We start from the raw sequence: 24406 nt of genomic DNA, 5'->3' as shown, positions 1-24406 counted from the left end.
GCCCAGCCCGACGGCCGCCCGGCGGCCATACGATCCGGCTTACGCACCGCACACAACGCGCGGACAGACCGGCGGAAATCCGGCGGAGACGACGAAGGCCCCGGGAACCCCGGGGCCTTCCGTGGTGGGCGATACTGGGATTGAACCAGTGACCCCTACCGTGTCAAGGTAGTGCTCTCCCACTGAGCTAATCGCCCTTATGTACACCGCTGACGCGGCGGTTGTGCGCGAGGTGGCGACGGGATTTGAACCCGTGTACACGGCTTTGCAGGCCGTTGCCTCGCCTCTCGGCCACGCCACCGTGAGACGCCGTCACAGCGTCTTCCGAGCGGACGACGGGATTCGAACCCGCGACCCTCACCTTGGCAAGGTGATGCGCTACCAGCTGCGCTACGTCCGCATGGAACCCGGCCGAACCTGCTGCCGTGTGCCAGGAGGAAACACTACCTGATGGCCCGACGGAGGTTCGACCCGGCTCACCCCCCGGTCGCCGACGCCTCCTCGATCCGCTGCCACACCCGGTCCACAGCGGTGCGCAGCGCCGGCAGATCGCCGTTGTTCTCGATGATCTCGTCGGCGACCGCGCGACGCTGCTCGTCGCTGGCCTGCGCGGCCATCCGCCGCCGGGCGTCGGCCTCGGGCATCCCACGGCCGGCGAGTCGCCCCAGCCGCAGCTCGGCCTCGGCCAGCACCACCACCACCAGGTCGAAGCCGGCGGCCATGTCGTTCTCCACGAGCAGCGGGACGTCGTAGACCGTCACCGCGCCCGCGGGCGCCGCCTGCTCCAGCTCGGCCACCCGGGCGCCGACCAGCGGGTGGACGATGCCGTTGAGCGCCGCCCGCCGTCCCTCGTCGGCGAAGACGACGGCGGCGAGCGCCGCCCGGTCGAGCGCGCCGTCGGCGCCGACGACCTCGTCCCCGAACTCCGCCACCACGGCGGCGTAGCCGGGCGTGCCGGGCTCGACCACCTCACGGGCTACGGCGTCGGCATCGATGATCACCGCACCGTGCTCGGCCAGCAGCCGCGCCACCGTGCTCTTGCCCGAACCCACGCCCCCGGTCAGTCCCACGCGCATGCCGCCGACGCTACCGCCGCGACCCGCTTGCACCTCCCGGCGCCGCTATCGCACCTGCTGCGGTGGCGTTAGCGGCGCTGCGAGATGCAAACCATGACGAGGGCGAAACACGACGACGCCCCGCCGGCCACGAGGGCCGACGGGGCGTCGAGGTAGTACGGGCTACTGCTCAGCGACCCGCGAGCTTCTCGCGGAGGGCAGCGAGCGCCTCGTCCGAGGCGAGCGAGCCGCCGCTCTCGGCCTGGCCGCCGTTGCCGGCGTCCGAGCTGTAGGACGTCGCCTCGCCGGCCTCGTTGGCCGCCTGCGCGTCGGCCTTCTGGGCCTCCTCGAGCTGCTTCTTGTGGGCCTCGAAACGCTCACGCGCGGCGGCGTAGCGCTTCTCCCATTCCTCACGCTGCTGCTCGTAACCCTCGAGCCACTCGTTGGTCTCGGGGTCGAAGCCCTCGGGGTAGATGTAGTTGCCCTTGTCGTCGTACTGGGCCTCCATGCCGTACTGCGCCGGGTCGAAGGCCTCGTCCGAGAGCGCGCCCTCGTTGGCCTGCTTGAGGCTCAGCGAGATACGGCGCCGCTCCAGGTCGATGTCGATGACCTTGACCAGCAGGTCGTCGCCGACGTTGACGACCTGCTCCGGGATCTCGACGTGGCGCTCGGCCAGCTCGGAGATGTGGACCAGGCCCTCGATGCCGTCCTGCACGCGGACGAAGGCACCGAACGGCACCAGCTTGGTGACCTTGCCGGGCACGACCTGGCCGATCTGGTGCGTGCGGGCGAAGTGACGCCACGGGTCTTCCTGAGTCGCCTTGAGCGACAGCGAGACGCGCTCGCGGTCCAGGTCGATGTCCAGGACCTCGACCGTGACCTCCTGGCCGACCTCGACGACCTCGGAGGGGTGGTCGATGTGCTTCCAGGAGAGCTCGGAGACGTGGACCAGACCGTCGACGCCACCGAGGTCCACGAAGGCACCGAAGTTGACGATCGAGGAGACGACGCCGGTACGCACCTGGCCCTTGGCGAGCTTGTTGAGGAACTCGCTGCGGACCTCGGACTGCGTCTGCTCCAGCCACGCACGGCGCGACAGGACGACGTTGTTGCGGTTCTTGTCCAGCTCGATGATCTTGGCTTCGAGCGTCTTGCCCACGTAGGGCTGCAGGTCGCGCACGCGACGCATCTCGACGAGGCTCGCCGGTAGGAAGCCGCGCAGGCCGATGTCCAGGATCAGGCCGCCCTTGACGACCTCGATGACGGTGCCCTCGACGACCTCGTCGTTGTCCTTCTTCTCCTCGATGGTGCCCCAGGCACGCTCGTACTGCGCCCGCTTCTTGGAGAGGATCAGCCGACCTTCCTTGTCCTCCTTCTGGAGAACCAGGGCCTCGACCTCATCGCCCACGGAAACGACCTCGTTGGGGTCGACATCGTGCTTGATGGAGAGTTCACGGGAGGGGATGACACCCTCGGTCTTGTAACCGATGTCGAGCAGGACCTCGTCACGGTCGACCTTGACGATGGTGCCTTCGACGATGTCGCCGTCGTTGAACGGCTTGATGGTGCCGTCGACAGCGGCCAGCAGCTCTTCGAGCGAGCCGATGTCGTTGATCGCAACTTGCGGGGTGGTCGGAGCTTCTACGGTGGACGTCATTGAGTAGGTGGATCCTGACAAGAGTCGAATGGCTGCGGACACGCCCGGATCGCCGACCGATGGTGCTGGTGGGCGAGCGGCCTGCACCTTGTCGAGGCCGCAGACTTGTCCACTTAGCAGCCTACCTCGCACCCTCCGGGGACCGGTAATCCGGGGGTTGCGTCATTTCCGCCGGCGATCGGGGAGCGCTGATCCCGCTGAGCGGGACCGGCGCTCCCGAATCGCCGCAGGGGCTCAGCCGGCGAAGGCCTCGCGCAGCGCGGCCGAGGCCTCCGCCAGGGCCTGCTTGGCCGCCGGGCAGATGCCCGGCAACGAGATGTAGCCGTGGACTGCGCCGACGTAGTTGGTGAGCCGGACCGGGACCCCCGCCGAACGCAGCGCCGCCGCGTAGGCCGGACCCTGGTCCCGCAGCGGGTCGTACTCGGCCGTCTGGACCAACGCCGGCGGCAGGTCGTGGTGGTCGGCGAAGATCGGTGAGGCGAGCGGGTCCGTCTTGTCGGCACCCTGCAGGTAGAGCTTGGGGACGTTGTCCAGGTCGGCCTTGCCGAGGATGGGCGCGTGAGCGTTCTCGTTCTCCGACGGGTAGTCGGTGACGAAGTCGACCGACGGATAGATCAGCAGTTGGAACGCGATGGCCGGACCCTGGCGGTCCCGGGCCAGCAGCGAGACCACCGCGGCCAGGTTCCCACCGGCGCTGTCGCCCATCACGGCCAGTCTCGAGGTGTCGACGCCGAGGTCGTCGCCGTGCTCGGCCACCCAGACGGTCGCGGCGTAGCAGTCCTCGACCGGACCGGGGAAGGGATGCTCCGGCGCGAGCCGGTACTGCGGCGAGACGACGACGGCACCGGTGCGCGCGGCGATCCCCGCCGACCACCACTCGGACTGCTGCGGCGTCCCCGAGACCCAGCCCCCGCCGTGGTAGTTGACGATCACCGGCGGCCGCTCCCCCGCGGTGACCGGGCGGTAGATCCGCAGCGGGAGCTCGACGCCGTCGCCGATCGAGCAGGACGACTGCGTGATCGTCACGCCCTTGTCCGGTCGACCCGTGATCAGCTTCGCCGGCGGCAGGCTGAGCAGCTTGTTGCGCAGGTCGCTGGCCTTCCGGACCCGGTCGGCCGGCTGCTGCATGGCCGGCGCCCGCTCCGCGATGCGGTAGACGGCCCAGAACGCTGCGGTCTTCAGAGGGAGGCCCATGCCCGGACGGTACCGACTCGTACCGGAGGGCGCTGGCTAGGGTGGCGGCCATGACGCATGCCTCCGGCGTCGGGCGCCGTCACGTCGACTCCGGCGCCGCCAGCCGGGCCAGCCGGGGCTGGTGGGACGCCGACGCCGACGCCTACCACGACGAGCACGGCGACTTCCTCGGCGTGACCGACTTCGTCTGGTGCCCGGAACGGCTGCGCGAGGCCGAGGCTCACCTGCTCGGCGACGTCCGGGGCAAGCGGGTGCTGGAGCTCGGCTGCGGCTCGGCCATGTGCTCACGCTGGCTGGTCGGCGCCGGGGCCCGCCCCGTCGCCTTCGACCTCTCCACCGGCATGCTGCGGCACGCCCGCGCCGGGGCCGCGGCGACCGGGGTGACGGTGCCGCTCGTCCAGGCCGACGCCGAGCACCTCCCCTTCCGCGACGGGGCCTTCGACATCGTCTTCAGCGCCTTCGGCGCGGTCCCGTTCGTCGCCGACCCCGGCCGGGTGATGCACGAGGCGGCGCGGGTGCTGCGCCCCGGCGGCCGCTGGGTCTTCGCGGTGAACCACCCGGTGCGCTGGGCCTTTCCCGACGACCCCGGGCCGGCCGGACTGACGGCGACCATGTCGTACTTCGACCGCACCCCGTACGTCGAGCACGCCGCCGACGGGACTCCCACCTACGTGGAGACCCATCGGACGATGGGTGATCGCATCCGCGAGATCGTGGCCGCCGGCCTGCGCCTGGTGGATCTCGTCGAGCCGGAGTGGCCGGCCGGTCACACCCGGCCGTGGGGACAGTGGTCACCGCTGCGCGGTGCGATCCTGCCCGGAACCGCGATCTATGTCTGCGAGCGACCGGACTAGGGCGTGTCTGACAATTCTCGCTCGTCGCGAGCGGCGGTCGGGTGCGCGCGATGCAAGGCGGAGGAGGACGGTCGTAGCCTGCTACGGCCGACGACGACAACGCGGCAGCGTGCGTGCCCGGGCGTCGCGCAGCAGAGCACGGGATTGTCAGACACGCCCTAGGCCGGCCCGCGGTGACTCGGAGCTACGACGCCCGGCCGGAGGCACCGCTGTCGGCGAACCACGGACCGCTCTGGTCCGGGTCGTCGTCGGATGACGGGCCGTCGTGCTCGTCGGGGTGGACGCCATCGTCTCCCCCGTCCCGGTCGACGCGACGCCGCAGCAGGAAGAAGGCACCCACGAGCGCGAGCAGCCCCAGGATGCCGGCGCCGATCGGACCGTAGACCTGCGCCAGCTTGAGCTGGTCGATCTTGTCCTTGGCGTAGTTGGCCTGGTAGTCGACCGATCCCTTGCTGAAGGTGAGCGTGGTGTCCAGGGCGACGATCTTGGTGGCGCCGTCCAAGGTCTGGATCTGGCGCTCGGTGCCGTCGACGATCACCCCGGTGTTCGGCTCGACCCAGACGGTGCGGGTGTCGTTGTAGGTACCGGGGAAGGTGCCCTTGATCGTGTAGGGCTGGTCGCCGGTGGCCGAGACGAACTTGTACACCTCGAGGCCGCGCCGGGTGTCGGTGCCGACGAAGCGGGCAGGGAACGCCTTGCCGAGGTCCGGGCTGAAGAGCTGATAGGTCTTCTTCTCGGTGTCGATGGGGAACTTGTAGGACAAGCCCGTGTGGCGAGCGCTGGTGTCGCCGTTGATCGCCTCGTGGTACTTGGGGACGTGCACCGACTCGCCGGAGCGCCGGTTGGCAGTCACGCGGTCGGTGCTGACACTGAGCAGCCGGGGGTCGGCCGAGGTCGGGCAGTTCTTCGGCAGCTTGCCGTCGTCCACCGCGACGCAGAGGCTCTCCACGACGGTCGTGTTGGTGCCGTCCGAGGCGCTGGAGTCGGTGCGGACCTTGCGCAGGGCGCGCAGGCGCACGTCCTCGGTCCGACCTGTCGCCGCGTCGTAGAGCTTGGCCGGACCGTTCGCGATCTGCGTGATGTTCAGATCCAGCGGCGTCTTCTTCGACTTGTCGACCACGACCGTCGGCAACAGGACAGCCATGACGATCCCGAAGACTCCGACCCCGACCAGGACGAATCCCAGGGCTTTACGCACGTACGATCCCCTTTGTCAACTCGACGTTGCGTCGATGTGAACGAACCGTATCAGCGAGAGGCGCGTACCCGTAGCATCCGCGGTGATCTCGACACCATCCGACGAGCGAACAGGCGACAAATCGTGAGTGCGCCCGCCGGCATCGGGACGGAACGTCCGCACATGCGCCGGTTCGCGGCGAGACCGCCGTCCTTCCGTCTCGCGCTGGCCATCATCGTCGTCGTGCAGGCCTGCTGGCTCGGCACGCTGATGAGCCGCGGCTGGTACTACCAGGACGACCTGGCCTTCCTCGCGCAGGCGACCGGCCGAAGCCTCGGACCGGGGTATCTGACCGACCCCATCAACGACCATCTCAGCCCCGGCACGCGGCTCGTGTTCTGGCTGATCCGGCCACTGGGCATCACGGACTTCTACTGGACGACGACCGTCGCCCGGCTCGCGATGCAGGCTGCCACGACACTGCTGCTGGGACGCCTGCTGACGCAGCTCGCGGGGCCCACCCGCCTCGTGCTCGGCGTGCTCGCGGCCTACGCCCTCTCGCCATTGCTCCTCGGACCGCTGTGGCTGGCCTGCGCCGTGAATGTCATGCCCGCCCAGCTCCTCGCGCTGGTTGGTCTGCTGCGCTGGGTCCACTACGCGCGACGTCGGCGGCTGGCCGACGCAGCCATCGCGGGTGCCTGCTTCGGCCTTGCGGCCACCTTCCTCGAGCTCAGCGCGGTGACGCTGCTGCTGCTGCCGCCACTCACCGTCGGGTTCCTGCTGCAGGGTTCTGCCCGGCAACGACTGCTGACGCTTGCCTCGCACTGGCGGGGCTGGCTGCTGGTCGCAGCTCCGGTCGCGGCCTTCGGCGTGTGGTTCGTGGCGGGCGGCTACGGCGGCTCGCTGCGCCGCCCGTCAGCGGGCGGCCTGCTGCGCGCGGTCTGGGAGTCGTGGAGCCAGACCGTGGTGCCGGCCGCGCTCGGCGGCCCCTGGCGGTGGCAGTCGGTCGACGGCGTCTACTTCAGCGCCACCGACATGCCCACGGCCGGCGTGATCCTGGCCCAGCTCGCCCTTCTCATCGCCGTCATCGTCTCTCTCGTACGCCGCGGTCGTCGCGCGCTCGTCGCCTGGAGCATCCCGGTGGTCGCGTCGGTCGCCGTCAGCGTGCTGGTCGCGCTGGGACGGCTGTCGCAGTTCGGCCTGATCTTCGCTCACCAACTCACGTACGCGTGGAACCTCGCCGTGCCGCTCGCCCTGGGCGTGACGCTCGCCTTCGCGACGCCTGTCCGCGAGACGGCCGCGTCCCCGGTGGCTTCACTGTCTACGCCGACTTCGACGGCGACGCGCCGGGTGCGCGCCGGTGTCGCCGCCCTGCTCGCCGTCGTCGTCGGCGGCGCCCTGCTGTCGGGGTGGACGTTCACCGACCGCTGGCAGGAGAACCCGACGCGGGACTTCTTCGCGACCCTGCGGCACGAGTTGGACGACCATCCCGACGTCCGGATGTACGACACCACCGTCCCGCTCGACGTGGTGCCGTTCATCGAACCGCGGCGCCGGCTGTCGGACTTCGTCCCGCTGCTCGGTGGTCACGTTCGGCTCCCGACGTCGGCGGCACCCGACACCGTGGTGGATGCCGAGGGCAGGCTGCGGCCGGCGGTCTTCCTTCGCGCCGCCAGAGCGCGCACCCGGCCCGCGCCCTTCTGCAGCACCCTGTTGCGCGGCCGGACCACCATCACCCGCCGACTCGTCGGTTCGGCGAAGGCGAACGAGTGGTTCGTGAAGCTCGCGTACTTCCAGCAGACCCCCAGCACCGTCTACGTGACGATGAGCGGGCCCGGCGGGCATGAGGTGGCTCCGGTCAGCGGCACGCGCACCATGCTGGACGGGCGCCTGTCGACCTACGTCCTCCGGTTTCCGACCATCCGGCCGGAGGCCATCCACATCCGCACCGATGCCTCCGCCACCAACCTGTGCCTCACCGACATCGACGTCGGCTACCCGTTCCCGAAGGCGACCCGATGACCGTCACCCCGAACCCGGCGGCGCCGGCGGCCACCGGCCGCAGCGCCGGACAGCGGCCGGCAGCACCGCACCATGTCGACTCGCTCGACGGAGTGAGGGCGCTTGCCGCGCTGGCCGTCGTCGCCACGCACGCCGGCTTCCTGTCCGGTCGCTCGTTGGACAACGGACCGTTCGCACCCCTGCTGGCTCGCCTGGACTTCGGGGTCACGCTGTTCTTCCTGCTCTCGGGCTTCCTGCTCTTCCGCCCGTTCGCGGCGTCGATCCTCGCCCGTGCGCCCTTGCCCGGCGCGCGCACGTTCTGGTGGCGCAGGGCCGTGCGCATCCTGCCCGCGTACTGGCTCGCCACGGCGGTCGTGCTGGGCGTGCTGTCGTTACGCACGCCGAGCGGCGCGGACTGGGCCGCCTACCTGACCCTGACGCAGACCTACACCGGCCACAACGTCGACTCGTCGCTGTCACAGATGTGGACGCTGGCCACCGAGATCGCGTTCTACGCCTTCCTCCCCCTGCTCGCCACGCTGTGCCGGTGGCTGGCGAGCCGCATCGATCCCCTCACCGCACTGCTGTCGCTGCTCGCCGCGATGGGGGCCGTGACGGTGGCCAGCGACGTGGTCATCCACGTCGCGGTCGGGCCCGCGACACCGTCGCTGCTCTGGCTGCCCACGAACCTGGACTGGTTCGCCCTCGGCATGCTGATCGGCGTCGTCAGCGTGGCCGAGCCGGGTCGATTCGCCCTCGGCGACAGGCTGCGTCTGTGGGCGACCGACGCGCCCGGCACCTGCCTCCTCTTCGGCGGGCTGGTGTTCTGGCTCGCGACGCTGCCCGTCTCCGGCCCCTACGACCTCACTCCCTCGTCCGGCTGGCAGTGGACGATGCGACACGGCCTGTACGGGCTCGCGGCCTTCTTCCTCCTCCTCCCCGTCATGCTCGGCGACAACGCCACGATCCGGCGAACGCTGGGCAACCGGGTCATGCGCTGGTTGGGCACCGTGTCCTACGGCGTGTACCTGTGGCATCTGGCGTTGTTGATCGCCCTGCAGCACTGGCTCGGCTGGGCCGTCTTCAGCGGTCACTTCGCCGTGTTGTGGCTACTTGCCTCCAGCGGCGCGATCATCGCCGCCGCTGCCTCCTGGTATCTCCTGGAACGCCCGCTGCTGCGACGCCTCTCGCGGGGCCGCAGGTCGCGCGAATAGCGTGGCCACGGTGAGGGCAACGGCGGCGAGCACGAGGGTCTGCACGAGCGGCGTTCCGGCCCAGTAGCCACTCGACGCCGCGGTCCGCAGCGCGCTCGCCACGCCCGCGACGAGGACGAGTCCGACCGCCGCACACGAGAGCGCCCGCACGCTCACGTGCTTCCACCGGAATCGGTGATTCGCAGCGATGACGACACCGGTCAGGCCAGCGACGACGGCGCCCACCCATCCGCCGGCCAGCACCATCGCGGCGGTCAGCGCCACGGCAGCCAGCCCTCTCGGCCTGTTCTCGCGAATCCGCGCATATTCAGTCGACCGTCGGGGGCCACGGTGGAGGAAGGCCAGGGCGAGCAACAGCACGACAGCCGCCGCTCCCCCCAGCAGGCCGACGGTGGCCGCTCGTTGCGGGCCGAAGGTCAGCTCGACTGTCCCGGACGCACCGGCCGGCACCAGCCAACCCTGCTGCCAGCCGTCGACGGTCACCGCCCGGAGGGGGCGGCCGCCCAGCTCGGCCTGCCACCCGGCATTGGCGTTCTCGCGCACCACGAGCAGCGCAGCCTCGTCGGCACGGACCCGGACGGCACGCCGGGTCGCGGTCCACGTGACGATCTCTGCGCGACCCGCGGATCGTCCCGTGCCGATGTCGGAACCGGGCTCGCGCAGCACGACCCCGCGCGTGGCGAGCAGAGCGTTGCTCCCCCCGGCAATCACGTGGCGACCCGCCGCCAGCGACACGGTGGCGGCGCCACAGGGGCGCGCCACGACCTCACGACCGGCGAGGACCGTCGCCGTCCGGGCCCGCACCTGCATCTGCACCGGTCGGCCGTCGACCACCAGGACGAGGCCACCGCCGCAGCCGATCGAGATCTCGCTCGGCGGTGTCGGCACGATCGGCTGTGTTCCGGCGAGCTGGATCTCACCGATGCCGACCGGAAGCAGCCTGCGCTGCCCGGTCTGCGAGTCGGTCGTCGAGCGCACCGACGCGCGCTCCACCGTGACGGTGACGGCGGAGGTGCGGACCGCCCGTGGCAGCTCGATCACGCCGTCGGCCGGGATCCGGCTGCGGAAAGAGACGTCGGCGGCCCGGATGGAGACCTCACGCGCCGTCGCCACCGGAGCCCGCGTGAAGGGCCGGAGCCGGATCGAGCGCAGCGTCACCGGACGAGCCGTCGTCACCGTGATCGCCGGACGCGTGTCGCCGGCCGCCGCCACCCACCCCGAGTCGGTCGAACCGTCCACGACTGCGCCGGGGCGTTGCCGCGGATCGGCGGAGTCGCGCGAGGTCGCCGTGGCGGCCAGGATGTTCCCGCGATCGAGCAGCGCGTCCAACTGCCGACCCGCGCGGAACATGACCGACTGCTCGGCGAGGTAGGACCGTGCTGCGCCGAGGGAGAAGCCGCGGGTCAGCACCACGTCGTCCTCCCCCGCGCTCACCCACGACGGGTCACAGACCGGGGCTCCGCGGAGGGTGACGCACTCGTCGCGCTCGCCGAATGCAGCGCGGAAGGTGATGACCTCGGGCGTCCGCGGACCGGTGACGTCCAGTACCCGCGCGGGCGAGACCCCGCTGATGGTCAGCGAGCGGATGCCGACCTGCCGGGCCGATCCTTCGGCGGCGAGCACGGTGACCCGCACCTGCCGGGTGGCGCCTGCCGGCAGACGCAGCGCCTGCGGACGACTCGTTGCCACGACGTCCTGCGCGACCGCCGCGCTGTCGGTGCTGACCCTGACGCGGGTGGGGTAGCCGCCCAGGCCGGGCGTGAAGGCGATCTGCAGCTCAGCCGGGCGGACCAGGCGGCCGACGTTCACGTCCAGCCACTGCCCCGTCGGCTGTGAGTCCGTCGCGCTGATCCACGATGTCGCCGAGCTGCCGTCGAGGGCGGCCCACGGGCTGTACTGCGGACCGCGATAGAAGATCGCGGTGGGGTCGCTCGCCGACGACGACGCGGTCACCGCGTCGATGCCCAGATAGCTCGCGGTGGTGAGGGGGCCGGCGTCGTCAGGCAGATAGTCGTGCGCGGCGCGCTGTGCCTGGAAGGGCGCGTCCCGGGTGAGGGTCTCCGAGTACCGGTCGACGCTGCCGAAGCCGAACTCGCGCCGCCGGATGCCGTCCGTGAGGACGTTTCCGGGACCGCTGCCGAGCACCACCGGCGTCTCGGTGGTCAGCCCGGCGTGCAGCAGCGCGGGGAGCGCGTCGGTCGACCCGTTGGCCCGCACGGTGTCACCGGCCGCCATCAGGGAGACCTCACCCGACCAGGCCGCGTTCTGGTAGATCTCCACCGCCGGCCTGCCACCGCTGAGGCCCTGGTCCACGAGGCGGGACGGGTCCGGCGGGCCGTCCACGTCCGGCCCGAAGCTCGCCACCCGCCGCAGGTCGGGACTGCCGTCCAGGGCGGCGTGGACGAAGCGTTGCGGGGTCGCTCCCGAGCGTGCGGCGTCGAGATCGTTGCGCACCACGAGATACCTCACGCCTGCCCGCGCGAGCATTGCCGGCAGCGTCGGATCGGCGGTCCCGGAAGCCAGCGTCGCCTCGACGGCGTCGAGCCAGCGCACGTACCCGGCCCGGGCGAGCGGCGCGACGTCGCGCACCGTCCACGGCCCGCCCGCGACCGGCTGCAGCGCGTCGTCACGTGGTTCGCCCCAGAGGTAGACCGGTGCCGGAGCTCCCGGCACGACGAGCGCCCGGCCGCCGCCGTCGCGTTCGTGGTGGCCGAGCCAGCTGCCCGCCGAGCGCCACCACGACGGGTCGTTGGATGTGCGGGTGTCGGGGACGACCCGCCCGGAGAGGGCGGGTGCAATAGCGACGAGGCCGACCGCGAACGTCAGTCCCAGCGCGAGCGCTCGGGTGGGCAGCAGAGCGCCGCCGGGTAGTGCGAGGGAGCGGCTGGCACGCACCCGGTCGGCACACCAGGCCAGGGCGTGACCGACCCCGACGGCCAGCGGCAGCCGGACCAGCGGGTCGAACTTGTGGATGTTGCGAAAGGCGTTGAGCGGGCCGTCCAGAGCGTGCCGCAGTTCCGGCGCAAAGAGCGGACCAACCGTCGAGACATGACCGGCGGTGATGACCACGATGCCGAGGGCAAGGCTTGACAGGAGGAAGAGCCGCTGCGGCGGGCGCCGGCTCAGGCCGAACACTCCGGCGGCGGCCACCAGGACCGTGGCGATCACCGTCGCGCCGGAGGCGACGAAGATCCACCCGGCCGGCCAGACCGAAGGACCCAGGTAGGCCTGCCAGTGATCGGTGCCCCGCAGCACCTCGACGAGGTCGGTGCGACCCGTGGTCACCGCGCTCGACTCGATCCAGTCCAGGAACGGCGGGCTGTAGCGCCCCAGCACCAGCAGCGGCACGATCCACCAGGCGCAGGCCAGCGCGACCGCCACCACCCACCACGACAGCAGCGATCGGCGGCGCGGGCCCTTGGCCCGCGTCAGCAGCCACAGCGCCGGGACGGGCAGCACCGCAAGCGTGGCGGCGGCGTTGATCCCGCCGGCGAACAGCAGCGCCACCCCGGACCGCGCCGCCGCCCGACGCGGCGAACCCCGCGTCGAACCCTCGACGAGCGGAATCAGCAGCCACGGCAGCGCGACGACCGGCAGCAGCTCGGAGGAGATGACCCCGATCTCCATGATCATGCGTGGCGCCAGCGCGTAAGCAAGCCCCACACCGACCCGCGGCCACGTGCCACGGACCTGCAGCAGCCTCGCCAGGCGGACCGCGCCGAGGAAGGCTGCGACGATCAAGCCCGATTCCCAGGCACGCTGCACCACCCACACCGGGAGCTGGCTCCAGTGGCCGAGCAGGAACGCCGGCCCCATGGGGAACAGGTAGCCGTAGGCCTGGTTCTGCAGCTGTCCGGCGTTGCCGAGCGGGTCCCACATGCGGACGCCGTTCGCCAGGAAGCGCAGCGGATCGACGACGAGGTCGAGCTTGGTGTCCGCGGCGGGAAGGCCGGAGCTCTGCGAGAAGACGAGCAGCGTCAGCCCGACGCAGATCGCGGCGAGTCGCAGCCGGTGAACCGAGCGGCGCCGGCGGCTGGCGCTATCGGATCCGACGAACACTCCGAGACGGTACCTGTCACTGATCGCGGGGTGGCGGCGGCGCAGCGGAGGATCGGCGGGCTCGATCAGCGCTGTTAGAGTTCTGCCCCTCATGCCTGCCGCCGCCCGACGTCACGTCTCCTTTCTCGTGTGGCGCGACCTGCAGCACCCCGAAGGCGGCGGCAGCGAGCTGTTCGTCGAGCGCGTCGCGCAGTACCTCGTGCGCCGCGGGTGGCAGGTCACCCTCTGCTGCGCGGCGTACCCGGGGGCACCACGAGACGAGGTCGTGGCGGGCGTCCGCATCCGTCGCCGCGGGGGCCGCCTCACGGTGTACCTGCACGGCCTGGCCTACGTGCTCGGCAGGGGCGGCCGGCGCAGCGACGTGGTGGTCGACGTCCAGAACGGCATCCCTTTCTTCACCCCGTTGGTCCGCCGCCGCGCGATGCTGACCCTCGTGCACCACCTGCATCGCGAGCAGTGGCACATCATCTATCCGGGGCTGGTCGGCCGCGTCGGTTGGTGGATCGAATCGTCGTTGACGCCCCGGCTCTACCGACGGAGCCGCTACGCCACGGTCTCCGAGGCCTCCCGGCAGGATCTCGTCGGGCTGGGCATCGACGGCCACCGGATCGACGTCGTCGCCAACGGAGTGGATGTCCCACATCCGACCGGCACCGTCGACCGGGCGGCCTCCCCCACCATCTGCGTGCTCGGACGTCTCGTCCCGCACAAGCAGGTCGAGCACGCCCTCGACCTGCTGCACACGCTGCGCGACGTGCTTCCCGACCTGCGCGTCGAGGTCATCGGCGACGGGTGGTGGCGGGGACGCCTGCAGGACTACGCCGACCGCACCGGAGTCAGCGACCGGGTTCGGTTCCTGGGGCACGTCAGCAACGACGAGCGCGATGTCGCCCTGCAACGGGCCTGGCTGCTGGTGTTGCCGTCGGTGAAGGAGGGCTGGGGCATCGCCATCACCGAGGCGGCTGCCCACGGCGTGCCTGCGTTGGCCTATCGGTCGGCCGGCGGCGTCAGCGAGGCCATCGTCGACGGCGCCACGGGATGGCTGGTCAGCGACCAGCCCGAGCTCGCCAAGCGAGCCGAGGAGCTACTGTGCGACGCCGAGCTGCGCGAGCAGTTCGGACGGGCGGCCCGGGCTCGGGCCGCCGCGTTCTCATGGGACGCCACCGGAGCCCGCTTCGAGCGTCTGCTCGAGCAGGCGCTCGACCACCGGAGGTCGCCCCGGCGCTGACCGCGGCGACCCCGCGACCTGGAGTCGCCGGCCGTCGCTGCGCTACTTGTCGCCGTAGTTGACGATCTGCTGGCGCGCGGGGTTGGAGGCCGGTGCGGCGGTGTTGCTGCTCACCACGCCCCAGGCCGTCAGTGCGGCAAGGCCGGCGCCGACGACACCGGCGACAACAGCCGAGATCAGCTTGATCATCGCGTGGGGACTCCTCGCAGCCTGAGGCCCGCCGGGGCGTGACGGGATAACAGAGACCATAGCAGGCCGCGCCCTGCCTAAGGGCTCTTCGCCGGCCCGCCACGGCTCGCCGGAATCGCTCGCCGGGCGCGACGTCTCCGGCCGACGAGCAGACCGAGACCGGTCGCGACAGCCGCGAGAAGCGTCAGGGCGGCGAGCGCGTTGGCGAGGACGACCGCAGCTGCCCGCGGGCGCGAAGGCGCATACTCCACCACCGCGCCGGGGACGCGGTAGAGCGAGACATCGCGCCCGGCATAGGACTGTGTCAGACCTCGTAGCGACGGGACGTGACCCGGTGTCCCGTGTTCGACGACGACCCATCTGATGCCGGCTGCGGCGAGGGCGCTCCGCGGGGTCGGTGACCGCAGTGCCTGCCGCACGCGGTCGGCGCGCGGGTCGTCGCCGCGCACCGACTTCCCCGCGACGACGAGCTCGTCGTCGACCACCACCGTGGTCGGCAGCAGGCGGGGCGCCGGGTCGAGGACGACCCGGTCATCGGTCCAGTCGAAGCGGCGGTACGACCCGAACGGGACGACGGTCGCGTCGCCGCCGCGCACCAGCTGTGCGACGCGCTTCCAGTCCTCGGGGTACCTGACCGGATGGAGGACGGGACGGATAGTGGCGGCGGCGTCGGGCAGCAGCAACAGCGGCAGGCACAGCGCGGCGACGAAGACGGTGGCCGACCACGCCCGCGACGCCGAGGTCCGCCGCGCCACCGTTTCGGCCACCCGATCGACCGTCGCGCCGAGAAGCAGGGCGCTCAATAGGACCAAGGGCATGATCCACTTCTGCGAGTCCCGCAGCAGCCCCGCACCGGGCACGCTCTCGATGACAGCACGAGCAACCGCAACACCGCCGGGCAAGGCGGGCAGCGCCGCGACGAGGACCGCGATCGCCGAGAGGACGGCCAGCACGACGACAGTGCGGTTCCCCAACAGCCGCCGGAGCCGTCGCAGACCCCAGAGGGACGCCGCCAGAACCACCAGGGCAAGCCAGCCGGTCACGCCGCCGCGGCTCGTGGGAGCGGCAGCAGCGCTCCACACCCCGCCTCCGGTGAGGAGCGTGACGACGGTCGAGCCGTACTCGGTCCGGGCGGCGAAGGCGGTGACGCCGGTCGGATCGCCGGTCGCCCGAGCCGTTGTGGTGAGCGCCGGGACCAGCCACGGCAGCTGCATGACGAGGGCGAGCACGCCGAACGTCGCAGCCTCGCGACGAGGACGGAGCGCGGTCGCGAGGGCCGTGCCCGAGACCGCCGCCACGACCCCGCCGGTCGGGGTGAGGGAGGCGCCGGCGAGCACGAGCACTCGCGCTGCCCAACCACCACGACCCCGGCCGTCGCGCACCGCGAGAACCAGCCACGGCAGCGCCGCGTAACACCACAGCAGTGCCCACTGGCCCAGGGCCAGCCGCTCGACGACGTAGGGCGTCCAGACGGCAGCACCCGCGGCGGCGATCCTGCCGGCCGCGCTCGCTCCCTGCAGCAGACGGCCCGCGCCGATACCTGCTGCCAGCAGCGGCAGCGCGACCGCGAGCCGCCCCACCACCGCGCCGTCCACCAGCTGCTCCGCCAGCGCGACGACCGCGTCGACCGGCACGGCACGCGGCTGCGCCGAGCTCACCCCGAGGCTGGCCAGCGTCAGCGGCTGGTGCGGCGTGAAGACCATGTCCACCCCGAGCAGGTAGCCGGCGTGCCACAGGGGTTGCAGCAGGATCGCGACCAGCAACAGCACGACGATCGCCTCGGGTCGGGTCCGCGTCGCCCGCCCGACTGCGCCCCACAGGGCTCGGGGGCGCGTCACGGCATCACCCTCGACGCTCTGCGCAGCACCAGGTCAGTCTGCCGGGCGGCGGCTGCCGTCGCGACGCTCCCCGACGCCGCTATCGTCTCCCACGTGGTCGGGTCAACGTCCCGCGCGGCCGTACCCGTCGCCTTCCTCGCCGCCAACGCACTCAGCTACGCCCTGCTGCTCGTCGCTGCCCACCGGATGACACCGGCCGCCTACGGCGCGCTCTCCTCGTTGCTCGGGCTGCTGCTGATCGCCGGCGTCCCCATGCTCGCCGTACAGACCGTGGTGGCCCGACGCGCAGCGACCGACGCCACGACCACGGGTCTGCTCGTCGGTTGCGCCCAGCTCGCCGGCGGCGCCACCGCCATCCTGGCGGCAGCGGCCCCCGCATTGGCGATGTTCCTGCGGCTCGACGGTGTCACCGGCGTGCTGCTCGTCGCCCTGACCGTGCCGCCGACGACGGCGCTGGGAGCAGCCACCGGATGGGCCCAGGGGCGGCGGCAGTACTGGCGGCTCGCCGCGCTGATCCTCGCCAGCACCGGTGGACGATCGCTGGGCGGGATCGTCGGCCTCCTCACCGTCGGCGGTCCCGACGCCACGATCGCGGGGGTGCTCCTCGGCACCGGGATCACCGCGCTGCTTGCCCTCCCCCGCCGAGTGCGGCACCGACTGCGACGCCCAGGCTGGGGTGACGCCGCTCGCGGACTGCGGCGGCGCGACGCTGGCGGGGTTCTCGTCGAGGCGCTGCACGCCGGTCACGCCCACGGCGCATTCCTGTTCCTGACCGCGCTCGACGTCCTGCTGGCTCGTCACCTCCTCACCGCGCACCAGGCTGGCGTATACGCCGTCGGCGCGGTGGTCACGCGGGCCGCGCTGTGGTTGCCGCAGTCCGTGGTGCTGCTGCTGTTCCCTGCCCTCGCCGAGGACGGCAGTCACCGTGCCACGGCACGCCGGGCGATGGCCGCGGTCGGCGCGCTGGGTATCGCGGCGGTCGGCGGCTGCGCGGTGCTGGGCAGCCTCGTGGTCCGCGCCGTGGGGGGCACTCGGTACGCAGAGCTCGACGGCGTCGTCTGGCTGTGGGCACTGCTCGGCGCCTTGCTCGCCGTGGTCCAGCTGGCGGTGCTGGCCGGGCTGGCCCGGCGCAACCAGCGCCGCGCGCTGCTGCTCTGGTGCACCGCGCTCGCCGACATCGGTGCGGCCTTCGCAGCCAGCGGATCAGCGACTCCGCTGCGACTCGTCGCCGTCCTCACTGGCGTGGCCGCTTTGGCTGCCGCGCTGGCGCTGACGCTGGTGCTGCGTCAGACCGCCGCCGGCCATGCTCCCGGCACGAAGCTGGCATCGAGGCCGGCGCCGAAACGGGAGACGAGACCCGACGGCACCGGGTAGGTGTCCTGTCGCACCCAGCGGTCCAGGCTCGCCACCAGCGCGAGCCGCTGCTTGTCGGAGAAGTTGCAGTGGCCCGCACCGTAGGGTGCTCCCGCCGATTCGCTGTACCTCGCCGGTGACGCGATGTAGAGCTGAACGAGGTTGCCGGCCTTTCCCTGGGCAGCGGCACGGTTCTGCAGCACGGACTCGTTCTGCACCAGAACCAGGGGATCGGCCTCGGTGTGCATGGTCACCGTCGGCACGTGCACGTTGCCCGTGGTGTCGCCCAGCTTCTCGAAGGCGGCGCGGGCTGCCGCGTCAGCGGTGATCCGGGGGGCGTCGGCGAGGGCGGCGGCGTACTGGTCGGGCTTGCCGCCGACGGTCTCGAGCAGAGCTTTCTCTCTCGTGGAGATCCGCTCGGCGTAGTCGGTCGAGCTGTTGCCGGACGGGTTGCCGCCGACCCGCTGCTCGATGTCGTAGCGCCCGAGGGTGCCGTAGGCGAGGGCCGTGAGCAGCGATTCGACGGTGGCCTTGACCTGCGAGGTGATGTCAGCCCCGTCGTAGGTCGCGGTCTTGGTCGCCGCGTCGACGAGCGCACCGACGTAGAGCACCTTGGCGGTGCCACCACCGGCGGTGTCGGCCGCGGTCCGCTGCAGGATCGCCGAGGTCCGCCGCCACTGTGCGTTGGCCTCGTCGGCGCTCGTATAGCCGGTCAGCTTCAGCGTCGGGTCGATGAGGGTCTTGATGGCGAACGCGACGTCCAGCGCGAGGTCGAGGTTGAGGTTGGGGCCGGCCACCGCGCCACACATCGGTGCGGCGCCGTCGACCCACGACGCGTCTCGCTCGGCGACTATCTCGGAGATGAGTCCGCCCAGCGAGTCACCCCAGACGTAGGTACGGTTCGGCCGACCCACGGTCTTGACGAACGTGTCGTGCAGCGCCTCGGCCGCGGCGACACCGTCGGCGACGGCCCAGCCGTTGGTCTTGTAGGACGAACCGGCCAGCGCATACCCCTCGGCGAGCAGCGTCCGGCTCAGCGCGTCCCGGCCGGTGCCGTCGTCGTCGGTGGAGCTCACCTGCGCGTCGGTGCGGGGAGTCTCGAAGCTCGGCGGACCGGCCTGCGCGAAGCGATAGCCGTGCGAGTAGAGCAGCAGCGTCCCGTTCCACTTCTCCGGCAACACGATGCTGTACTTGGCGCCGGCGATGGTGCCGGTGCAGGCGTCGCCGCACTTCTTGTACGACACGTCGCTGTCACGGGAGTGGACCCGGCTCTCGCGCGCCGACACGGGGGTGGTCGACGAGGAGCAGGCGGAGAGCGCGGCAACCGCGGTCACCGCCAGCACGACAGGGAGCAGGGCACGGCGAGCAAGCGGCATGCTGGCATCCTGCACCATGTGGTTGACGACTTCGACGACGCCTGGGCCGTGGCGGACTCCGTGCCGGGCTGGCTGACACGCGGCCAGGGCCGCTCCCTCTGGAACGCTGCGCGGGCACTGCCGGCCGGTGCTTCGATCGTCGAGATCGGCAGTCACCAGGGACGCTCGACGGTGGTGCTCGGCCGGGCCGCGGCGGTCACCGGCGCTCAGGTCATCGCCATCGACCCCTTCATCGACGGCATGATGTTCGGCGGCTCCGCCACCCGGGGACGGTTCGAGCACAACATCGCCGAGGCCGGCGTCGAGCCCGTGGTCCAGCTCGTCGCCCAGCCCAGCACCGAGGTACGGCCGACGTGGCAGACGCCGTTGGCCATGGTGTACGTCGACGGCAAACACGACTACTGGACAGCCAGCGACGACCTGCGCTGGGCGGCGCACCTGCCACCGGCTGCGCCGGTCTTCGTGCACGACGCCTTCTCCTCGATCGGCGTCACCTTGACCGTGCTGCGCCACGTCCTGCCCGGACGAGGGCTGCGCTACCTGGGCCGGGTCGGCTCGTTGGCACACTTCGAGACCGGCACCCCGGATCGGCGCGACCGGCTGCGCATCCTGGCCGAACTGCCCTGGTTCGCGCGCAACGTGGTCATCAAGATCGCCCTCCGCGTCGGGCGTCTCGTCGGGTACCGCCGACCCGATCCGTACTGAGGCCCCCGTCGCGAGGTCGCGCCGTACTCGGTCGACAGCGACTCTAGGGTCACCGCCATGCAGACCCGTGCGCTCACCCCGGCGGACCTCCCCGCCCTCACCGCGCTCTACGCCGCAGACGACGGTTACTGGTTCGGCGCCGTCGAGCACGACGCGGACGAGGTCGCCGAGGAGTTCGGCCGGATCCCGGACCCGGCGACGCAAAGCCTCGCGCTGTGGCGGGACGATGACCTCGTCGGCGCCGCCTGGTGGTGGGGTGTCGAGACCACTGTCCTGGCGCTGGCCGGCCCGGATCGCCCCGCCGCGCTGGTCGTCCTGCTCGACTTCCTCCGGGACGCCGGAGCCGGCCAGGCGACAGTGCTGGCCACGGACACCGCGCTGCTCGACGAGGTGGCGCGGCGCGGCTGGGAGCACCGTCATTCCGCCTTCGACCTGGTCCGGCCGGTGACCCCGGACTGGGAACTCGCCGAACCGGCATGGCCGATCGGGATCGAGGTCTCCCCCGCCACGGCCGAGGAACTGCCGTCGCTGCATCGACTCGTCTACGACGATGCGGGCTGGGCGGAGATCCCCGGCCACGTCCGCCGGGAGCCCGACGAGTGGCGCTCGCTGTTCGTCGTCGAGCCGCTGCCGTCCTTGGCCTACCCGGTGGCGCGTCGGGACGGACGACCGGTCGGTATCGCGCTGACACGCACCTTCTCCGACGGCACCGGCTGGATCGGCCAGCTCGCGGTGGCGCGCGCCGAACGCGGCCGGGGTCTGGGACGGGCGCTGCTGCTCGCCGGGCTGCGCGGTCGCCGGAACGCGGGGGCGACCCAGCTCGGCCTGGGCGTGCAGGCGGCCAACGACCGCGCGCTGCGCCTCTACGAATCCGTGGGCCTGCGCATCGACCGAGAGTTCCGCACCTTCGAGTCCCGCGACTGAGACTGCCGGCGGATCGGGAGCCGTGCGGCGCGGTGACGTCGGACCCTCAGTGCGCCGCCTCGTGCCAGGTCCGTCCCACCCCGATCGAGACGTCCATGGCGACGTCGCCGAAGTGGACGGCGTCGGTCATCTGCTGCTTCACCAGTTCGCGGACCGCCGGCTCCTCGCCGGGCGCGATCTCGAGGACGAGCTCATCATGCACCTGGAGCAGCAGCCGTGACCCGAAGCCGCCCTCGGCGAGGCCCCGGTGCACGCCGAGCATGGCCACCTTGATGATGTCCGCGGCGCTGCCCTGGATGGGGGCGTTGAGGGCTGCCCGCTCGGCCATCTCGCGTAGGTTCCGGTTGGTGCTGTTGAGGTTGGTGAGGTACCGGCGCCGGCCCATGATGGTCTCGGTGTAACCGTCCATCCGGGCCTTGTCCACGACCGAGCGCAGGTAGTCCCGGACGCCGCCGAAGCGGGTGAAGTAGGCCTCCATCTGGCCCTTGGCCTCGTCGGTGCTGATCTTGAGCTGCCGCGCCAGGCCGAAGGCCGACAGACCGTAGGCCAGGCCGTAGCTCATCGCCTTGACGCGCCGGCGCAGCTCGGGATCGATCTGGTCGGCGGGGAGGTCGAAGGCGCGGGAGGCGACGAAGGTGTGCAGGTCCTCCCCCGTCGAGAAGGCCTCGATCAACCCGGCGTCCCCGGACAGATGCGCCATGATCCGCATCTCGATCTGGCTGTAGTCGGCGGTCATCAGGGATTCGAAGCCCTCACCGACGACGAAGGTCTCGCGGATCCGCCGGCCCTCGGCGGTCCGCACCGGGATGTTCTGCAGGTTCGGGTCGGTCGAGCTGAGCCGACCGGTGGCGGCGATAGTCTGGTTGAAGGTGGTGTGGATGCGGCCGTGGTCGTCGATGAGCGGGATGAGGCCGTCCACCACCGACTTGAGCCGGGCCACCTCGCGGTGCCGCAGCAACACCTCTAGGACGGGGTGCTCGGTCTTGACGTAGAGATCCTGCAGCGCGTCGGCGTCGGTCGTGTAGCCGGTCTTGTTGCGCTTGGTCTTGGGCAGCTGGAACTGCTCGAAGAGGATCTCCTGCAGCTGCTTGGGTGAGCCGAGGTTGAACTCGCGACCGACCAGCTCGTGGGCGGCCGCCGCGATCTCGGTGACCCGCTCGCCCAGCTCCAGCTGCAGGTCGACCAGGCGACCGGTGTCGGCGGCGATGCCGACGGCCTCCATGTCGGCGAGCACGGCGGCGAGCGGCAGCTCCATGTCGACCAGCAGCTCGGCGGCCTTGCCCGCCTCGCCCAGCTGACTCTCGAAGGCGTCGGCGAGGTCCCGGACCGCCGTGGCCCGCACGGTCTCCACCTCGGCTACAGCGTTGTCCGATTCCTCCACGCCGCCGTCGAGGGTGAGCTGACCGGAGTCGACCTCCACGTTGCTGCGCAGCTCGCGGTGCAGGTACCGCAGCGCGAGATCGGCGAGGTCGAAGGCGCGGGTGTCGGGGCGGAGCAGGTAGGCCGCCAGCTGCGTGTCGCTGGTGACGCCGGCCAGGCTCCAGCCCTGCTCACGCAGCGCGAGCAGCGGGCCCTTGACGTCGTGGACCGCCTTCGGCCGTGCGGCGTCGGCGAGCCAGCCGGCGATGGCCCGGTCGTCGTCCGGGGTGAGGGCGGTCGGGTCGAGGAAGGCAGCGGCACCGTCCGCGGCGGCGAGGGCGAGACCGGTGAGCACGCCCACGCCGCGGCCCCAGGTGCCACGGAAGGAGACCCCGACCCGCCGGCCGTCGCGAGCATGCTCGTCCAGCCAGGCAGCGACCTCGTCCGGCCCGAGCCGGACGAAGGCGACGTCGAAGCCCTCCTCGGCCTCCGGCTCGGCGGCGGCGACGCTGTCGAAGAGGCGCTCGCGCAGCACCCGGAACTGCAGGTCGTCGAAGAGCCGGTGCACCTCGTCGCGATCCCACTGCCGCCGCGCCATGTCGTCGAGGGTCAGCTCGACGTCGACGTCCCGGACCAGCTCGGTGAGCTGCCGGTTGAGCTGAACCGACGCCACATGCTCGCGCAGCGAGTCCCCCACCTTGCCCTTGACGGTGTCGATGCGCTCGATGAGCTCGGTGAGCGAGCCGTACTCGCGGATCCACTTGGCCGCGGTCTTCTCGCCGACGCCGGGGATGCCGGGCAGGTTGTCCGACGGGTCCCCGCGCAACGCGGCGTAGTCGGGGTACTGCACCGGCTCCAGGGTGTACTTGGCACGGACCTCGTCGGGGGTGAAGCGCGTCATCTCACTGACGCCCCGCTTGGGATAGAGCACGGTGACGTGGTCGTTCACCAGCTGCAGGGCGTCGCGGTCGCCGGTGCAGATGAGCACGTCCGCCCCGGCCGCCGTCGCCTGCGTGGTGATGGTGGCGATGACGTCGTCGGCCTCGTAGCCCTCGACCATGAGCGTGGGGATGCGCAGCGCGTCCAGCACCTCACGGATCAGCGTCACCTGGCCGCGGAAGTCGTCGGGAGTCTCGCTGCGGCCGGCCTTGTAGTCGGCGTACATCTCGGCCCGGAAGGTCTTGCGCGAGACGTCGAAGGCGACGGCGACGTGGGTGGGCTGCTCGTCACGCATCAGGTTGATGAGCATCGAGGTGAAGCCGAAGACGGCGTTCGTCGGCTGCCCCGTGGTGGTCGACATCTCGACCTCGCGCAGGGCGTAGAAGGCGCGGTAGGCCAGCGAGTGGCCGTCGAGCAGCAGCAGCCGGGCAGGCGTACTGCCGGACGCGGTCGTCGTGTCCGGAGCGGAGTCGGTGGTCGTCGCGGTCACGTGCTCACTGTAGGGGCCGCCACCGACAGCGGGTCAGGCCCCGCGACCCACCGGGCGGTGGCCGAAGCCGGTGCGCTGGGCACGGGCCAGCCGGGCCCGCCGCAGCATGGCGAGCTTGCCCGCCGGGTCGGTGAGTCCCAGCGTGCGGCGCAGCGTGGAGACGGGGGCGATGCGGTTGACCACGAGCGGTGCGAAGCCGATCCGGGCCAGGTACCGGTTGCCTTCCCGCGACCCGGCCGCAGAGGTGGTGAGCACGTTCTCCACGCCGAACTCGTCGGCGAGCGCGACGGCCGCGGCGAGCAGGGCCCGTCCCAGACCGCGGCGTCGCTGCTTGGGCGACACCATGAGGTGGGTGATGTGCAGGACCCGGGTGAGCTCGATCGAGCCAACCTCGTCCAGTCGGGTGCAGAGCAGGCCGGCGACCTCGCCCTGGTCGTCGGTGGCGACGAGCAGGGTGCGGTCCTCGGCCGTGAGGAGATCGGAGAGCCGGGTGCAGAGCGGGGTGACGTCGTCGTCGGTGCAGGCGCGGGCGTAGGCGGCGGGGTCCACCGCCCGGACCAGGGCGGCCAGTTCCGGGACGTCCTCGCTCGTCGCGGGTCGGACCCGTCCGTTCGCTCGTGTCATGTCGAGCCGCTCCTGTCACTGCGCATCGCAGTCTGAGCCCTCCCCCGAAAACCCCGCCCCCGGCGGGGCGAGAGCAACACTAGAACCACCCGCCCCACCCCGACAGATGGGGTGGCGACGGGTGGCAAGTAGTGCCCTGACCCTGGTTACCGAACCGTAACCAGGGCTAT

The 24406-nt window shown here is 71.5% G+C and carries 17 protein-coding genes and 3 tRNA genes; 7 read left to right on the top strand and 13 right to left on the bottom strand.

Going from position 1 to position 24406, the window contains the following annotated elements:
• Positions 1–122 precede the first annotated feature (122 nt).
• From AC0NZQ_RS19270 to AC0NZQ_RS19245, 6 genes are all read right to left on the bottom strand, one after another.
• Positions 123–197: transfer RNA gene (locus AC0NZQ_RS19270), tRNA-Val, on the bottom strand.
• 33 nt (positions 198–230) lie between these two features.
• A tRNA-Cys gene (locus AC0NZQ_RS19265) sits at positions 231–301 on the bottom strand.
• A gap of 26 nt (positions 302–327) precedes the next feature.
• Positions 328–400, bottom strand: a tRNA-Gly gene (locus tag AC0NZQ_RS19260).
• A gap of 76 nt (positions 401–476) precedes the next feature.
• Complete coding sequence (coaE, locus tag AC0NZQ_RS19255; protein WP_474531696.1) at positions 477–1076, bottom strand: dephospho-CoA kinase; 600 nt, start codon at positions 1074–1076, stop codon at positions 477–479.
• A 169-nt stretch (positions 1077–1245) separates the two neighbouring features.
• Positions 1246–2712 carry a 30S ribosomal protein S1 gene (gene rpsA / locus AC0NZQ_RS19250; RefSeq protein ID WP_474531695.1) on the bottom strand — a complete coding sequence of 489 codons (1467 nt, stop codon included), beginning with the start codon at positions 2710–2712 and terminating at the stop codon, positions 1246–1248.
• A 234-nt stretch (positions 2713–2946) separates the two neighbouring features.
• Positions 2947–3906 carry an alpha/beta hydrolase gene (locus AC0NZQ_RS19245; RefSeq protein WP_474531694.1) on the bottom strand — a complete coding sequence of 320 codons (960 nt, stop codon included), beginning with the start codon at positions 3904–3906 and terminating at the stop codon, positions 2947–2949.
• 50 nt (positions 3907–3956) lie between these two features.
• On the opposite strand from AC0NZQ_RS19245, the gene AC0NZQ_RS19240 reads away from it, so the two are divergent.
• Positions 3957–4760, top strand: coding sequence for a class I SAM-dependent methyltransferase (locus AC0NZQ_RS19240; RefSeq protein WP_474531693.1), 804 nt, complete (start codon positions 3957–3959; stop codon positions 4758–4760).
• Between the two features lie 184 nt (positions 4761–4944).
• On the opposite strand, the gene pgfA is transcribed toward AC0NZQ_RS19240, so the two are convergent.
• Positions 4945–5958, bottom strand: coding sequence for a cell envelope lipid trafficking protein PgfA (gene pgfA, locus AC0NZQ_RS19235; RefSeq protein WP_474531692.1), 1014 nt, complete (start codon positions 5956–5958; stop codon positions 4945–4947).
• A 123-nt stretch (positions 5959–6081) separates the two neighbouring features.
• On the opposite strand from pgfA, the gene AC0NZQ_RS19230 reads away from it, so the two are divergent.
• Together AC0NZQ_RS19230 and AC0NZQ_RS19225 are read left to right on the top strand one after the other, a co-directional pair.
• Complete coding sequence (locus AC0NZQ_RS19230) at positions 6082–7959, top strand: hypothetical protein (RefSeq protein WP_474531691.1); 1878 nt, start codon at positions 6082–6084, stop codon at positions 7957–7959.
• The gene (locus AC0NZQ_RS19225; protein ID WP_474531690.1) at positions 7956–9152 is read left to right on the top strand and encodes an acyltransferase family protein; all 1197 of its coding nucleotides are present in this window, start codon (positions 7956–7958) and stop codon (positions 9150–9152) included. Before AC0NZQ_RS19230 ends, AC0NZQ_RS19225 begins: the two co-directional genes overlap by 4 nt.
• On the opposite strand, the gene AC0NZQ_RS19220 is transcribed toward AC0NZQ_RS19225, so the two are convergent.
• The gene (locus AC0NZQ_RS19220; RefSeq protein ID WP_474531689.1) at positions 9048–13211 is read right to left on the bottom strand and encodes an alpha-(1->3)-arabinofuranosyltransferase domain-containing protein; all 4164 of its coding nucleotides are present in this window, start codon (positions 13209–13211) and stop codon (positions 9048–9050) included. The two genes, AC0NZQ_RS19225 and AC0NZQ_RS19220, sit on opposite strands and share 105 nt — an antisense overlap.
• Positions 13212–13302: 91 nt before the next feature.
• On the opposite strand from AC0NZQ_RS19220, the gene AC0NZQ_RS19215 reads away from it, so the two are divergent.
• Complete coding sequence (locus tag AC0NZQ_RS19215; protein ID WP_474531688.1) at positions 13303–14439, top strand: glycosyltransferase family 4 protein; 1137 nt, start codon at positions 13303–13305, stop codon at positions 14437–14439.
• Positions 14440–14481: 42 nt separating this feature from the next.
• Here AC0NZQ_RS19215 and AC0NZQ_RS19210 read toward each other — a convergent pair whose 3' ends face one another.
• On the bottom strand, positions 14482–14628 hold the full coding sequence (locus tag AC0NZQ_RS19210; RefSeq protein ID WP_474531687.1) for a hypothetical protein: 147 nt from the start codon (positions 14626–14628) through the stop codon (positions 14482–14484).
• Between the two features lie 77 nt (positions 14629–14705).
• Positions 14706–16466 (bottom strand): MmpA family trehalose lipid delivery protein, encoded by a 1761-nt coding sequence (locus AC0NZQ_RS19205; RefSeq protein WP_474531686.1) that lies wholly within the window; start codon positions 16464–16466, stop codon positions 14706–14708.
• A gap of 93 nt (positions 16467–16559) precedes the next feature.
• On the opposite strand from AC0NZQ_RS19205, the gene AC0NZQ_RS19200 reads away from it, so the two are divergent.
• On the top strand, positions 16560–17840 hold the full coding sequence (locus AC0NZQ_RS19200; RefSeq protein ID WP_474531684.1) for a hypothetical protein: 1281 nt from the start codon (positions 16560–16562) through the stop codon (positions 17838–17840).
• Here AC0NZQ_RS19200 and AC0NZQ_RS19195 read toward each other — a convergent pair.
• Positions 17753–19195: a hypothetical protein gene (locus tag AC0NZQ_RS19195; protein WP_474531683.1), complete on the bottom strand. Its 1443-nt coding sequence runs from the start codon at positions 19193–19195 to the stop codon at positions 17753–17755. The genes AC0NZQ_RS19200 and AC0NZQ_RS19195 overlap by 88 nt on opposite strands.
• 18 nt (positions 19196–19213) lie before the next feature.
• Between AC0NZQ_RS19195 and AC0NZQ_RS19190 the strand changes: the two genes are divergently transcribed.
• A complete protein-coding gene (locus AC0NZQ_RS19190) occupies positions 19214–19900 on the top strand; it encodes a class I SAM-dependent methyltransferase (protein WP_474531682.1) in 687 nt (228 codons plus the stop codon).
• A gap of 57 nt (positions 19901–19957) precedes the next feature.
• Positions 19958–20824: a GNAT family N-acetyltransferase gene (locus tag AC0NZQ_RS19185; RefSeq protein WP_474531681.1), complete on the top strand. Its 867-nt coding sequence runs from the start codon at positions 19958–19960 to the stop codon at positions 20822–20824.
• A gap of 46 nt (positions 20825–20870) precedes the next feature.
• Here AC0NZQ_RS19185 and polA read toward each other — a convergent pair whose 3' ends face one another.
• The gene (polA, locus tag AC0NZQ_RS19180) at positions 20871–23612 is read right to left on the bottom strand and encodes a DNA polymerase I (protein WP_474531680.1); all 2742 of its coding nucleotides are present in this window, start codon (positions 23610–23612) and stop codon (positions 20871–20873) included.
• Positions 23613–23645: 33 nt separating this feature from the next.
• Complete coding sequence (locus AC0NZQ_RS19175; protein ID WP_474531679.1) at positions 23646–24236, bottom strand: GNAT family N-acetyltransferase; 591 nt, start codon at positions 24234–24236, stop codon at positions 23646–23648.
• Positions 24237–24406 lie beyond the last annotated feature (170 nt).

This window comes from Jatrophihabitans sp. sgz311053, assembly GCF_056135305.1.
Note: the sequence above shows the minus strand (reverse complement) of the source record. Positions and strands in the feature narration are given on the sequence as shown.

What these genes read in the sequence shown, in the direction of transcription:
- AC0NZQ_RS19225 (WP_474531690.1), top strand. Translation starts at nt 7,956, where the DNA reads ATGACCGTCACCCCGAACCCGGCGGCGCCGGCGGCCACCGGCCGCAGC.
- AC0NZQ_RS19245 (WP_474531694.1), bottom strand. Translation starts at nt 3,906, where the DNA reads ATGGGCCTCCCTCTGAAGACCGCAGCGTTCTGGGCCGTCTACCGCATC.
- AC0NZQ_RS19210 (WP_474531687.1), bottom strand. Translation starts at nt 14,628, where the DNA reads ATGATCAAGCTGATCTCGGCTGTTGTCGCCGGTGTCGTCGGCGCCGGC.
- coaE (WP_474531696.1), bottom strand. Translation starts at nt 1,076, where the DNA reads ATGCGCGTGGGACTGACCGGGGGCGTGGGTTCGGGCAAGAGCACGGTG.
- AC0NZQ_RS19240 (WP_474531693.1), top strand. Translation starts at nt 3,957, where the DNA reads ATGACGCATGCCTCCGGCGTCGGGCGCCGTCACGTCGACTCCGGCGCC.
- rpsA (WP_474531695.1), bottom strand. Translation starts at nt 2,712, where the DNA reads ATGACGTCCACCGTAGAAGCTCCGACCACCCCGCAAGTTGCGATCAAC.
- AC0NZQ_RS19185 (WP_474531681.1), top strand. Translation starts at nt 19,958, where the DNA reads ATGCAGACCCGTGCGCTCACCCCGGCGGACCTCCCCGCCCTCACCGCG.
- AC0NZQ_RS19195 (WP_474531683.1), bottom strand. Translation starts at nt 19,195, where the DNA reads ATGCCGCTTGCTCGCCGTGCCCTGCTCCCTGTCGTGCTGGCGGTGACC.
- AC0NZQ_RS19215 (WP_474531688.1), top strand. Translation starts at nt 13,303, where the DNA reads ATGCCTGCCGCCGCCCGACGTCACGTCTCCTTTCTCGTGTGGCGCGAC.
- AC0NZQ_RS19175 (WP_474531679.1), bottom strand. Translation starts at nt 24,236, where the DNA reads ATGACACGAGCGAACGGACGGGTCCGACCCGCGACGAGCGAGGACGTC.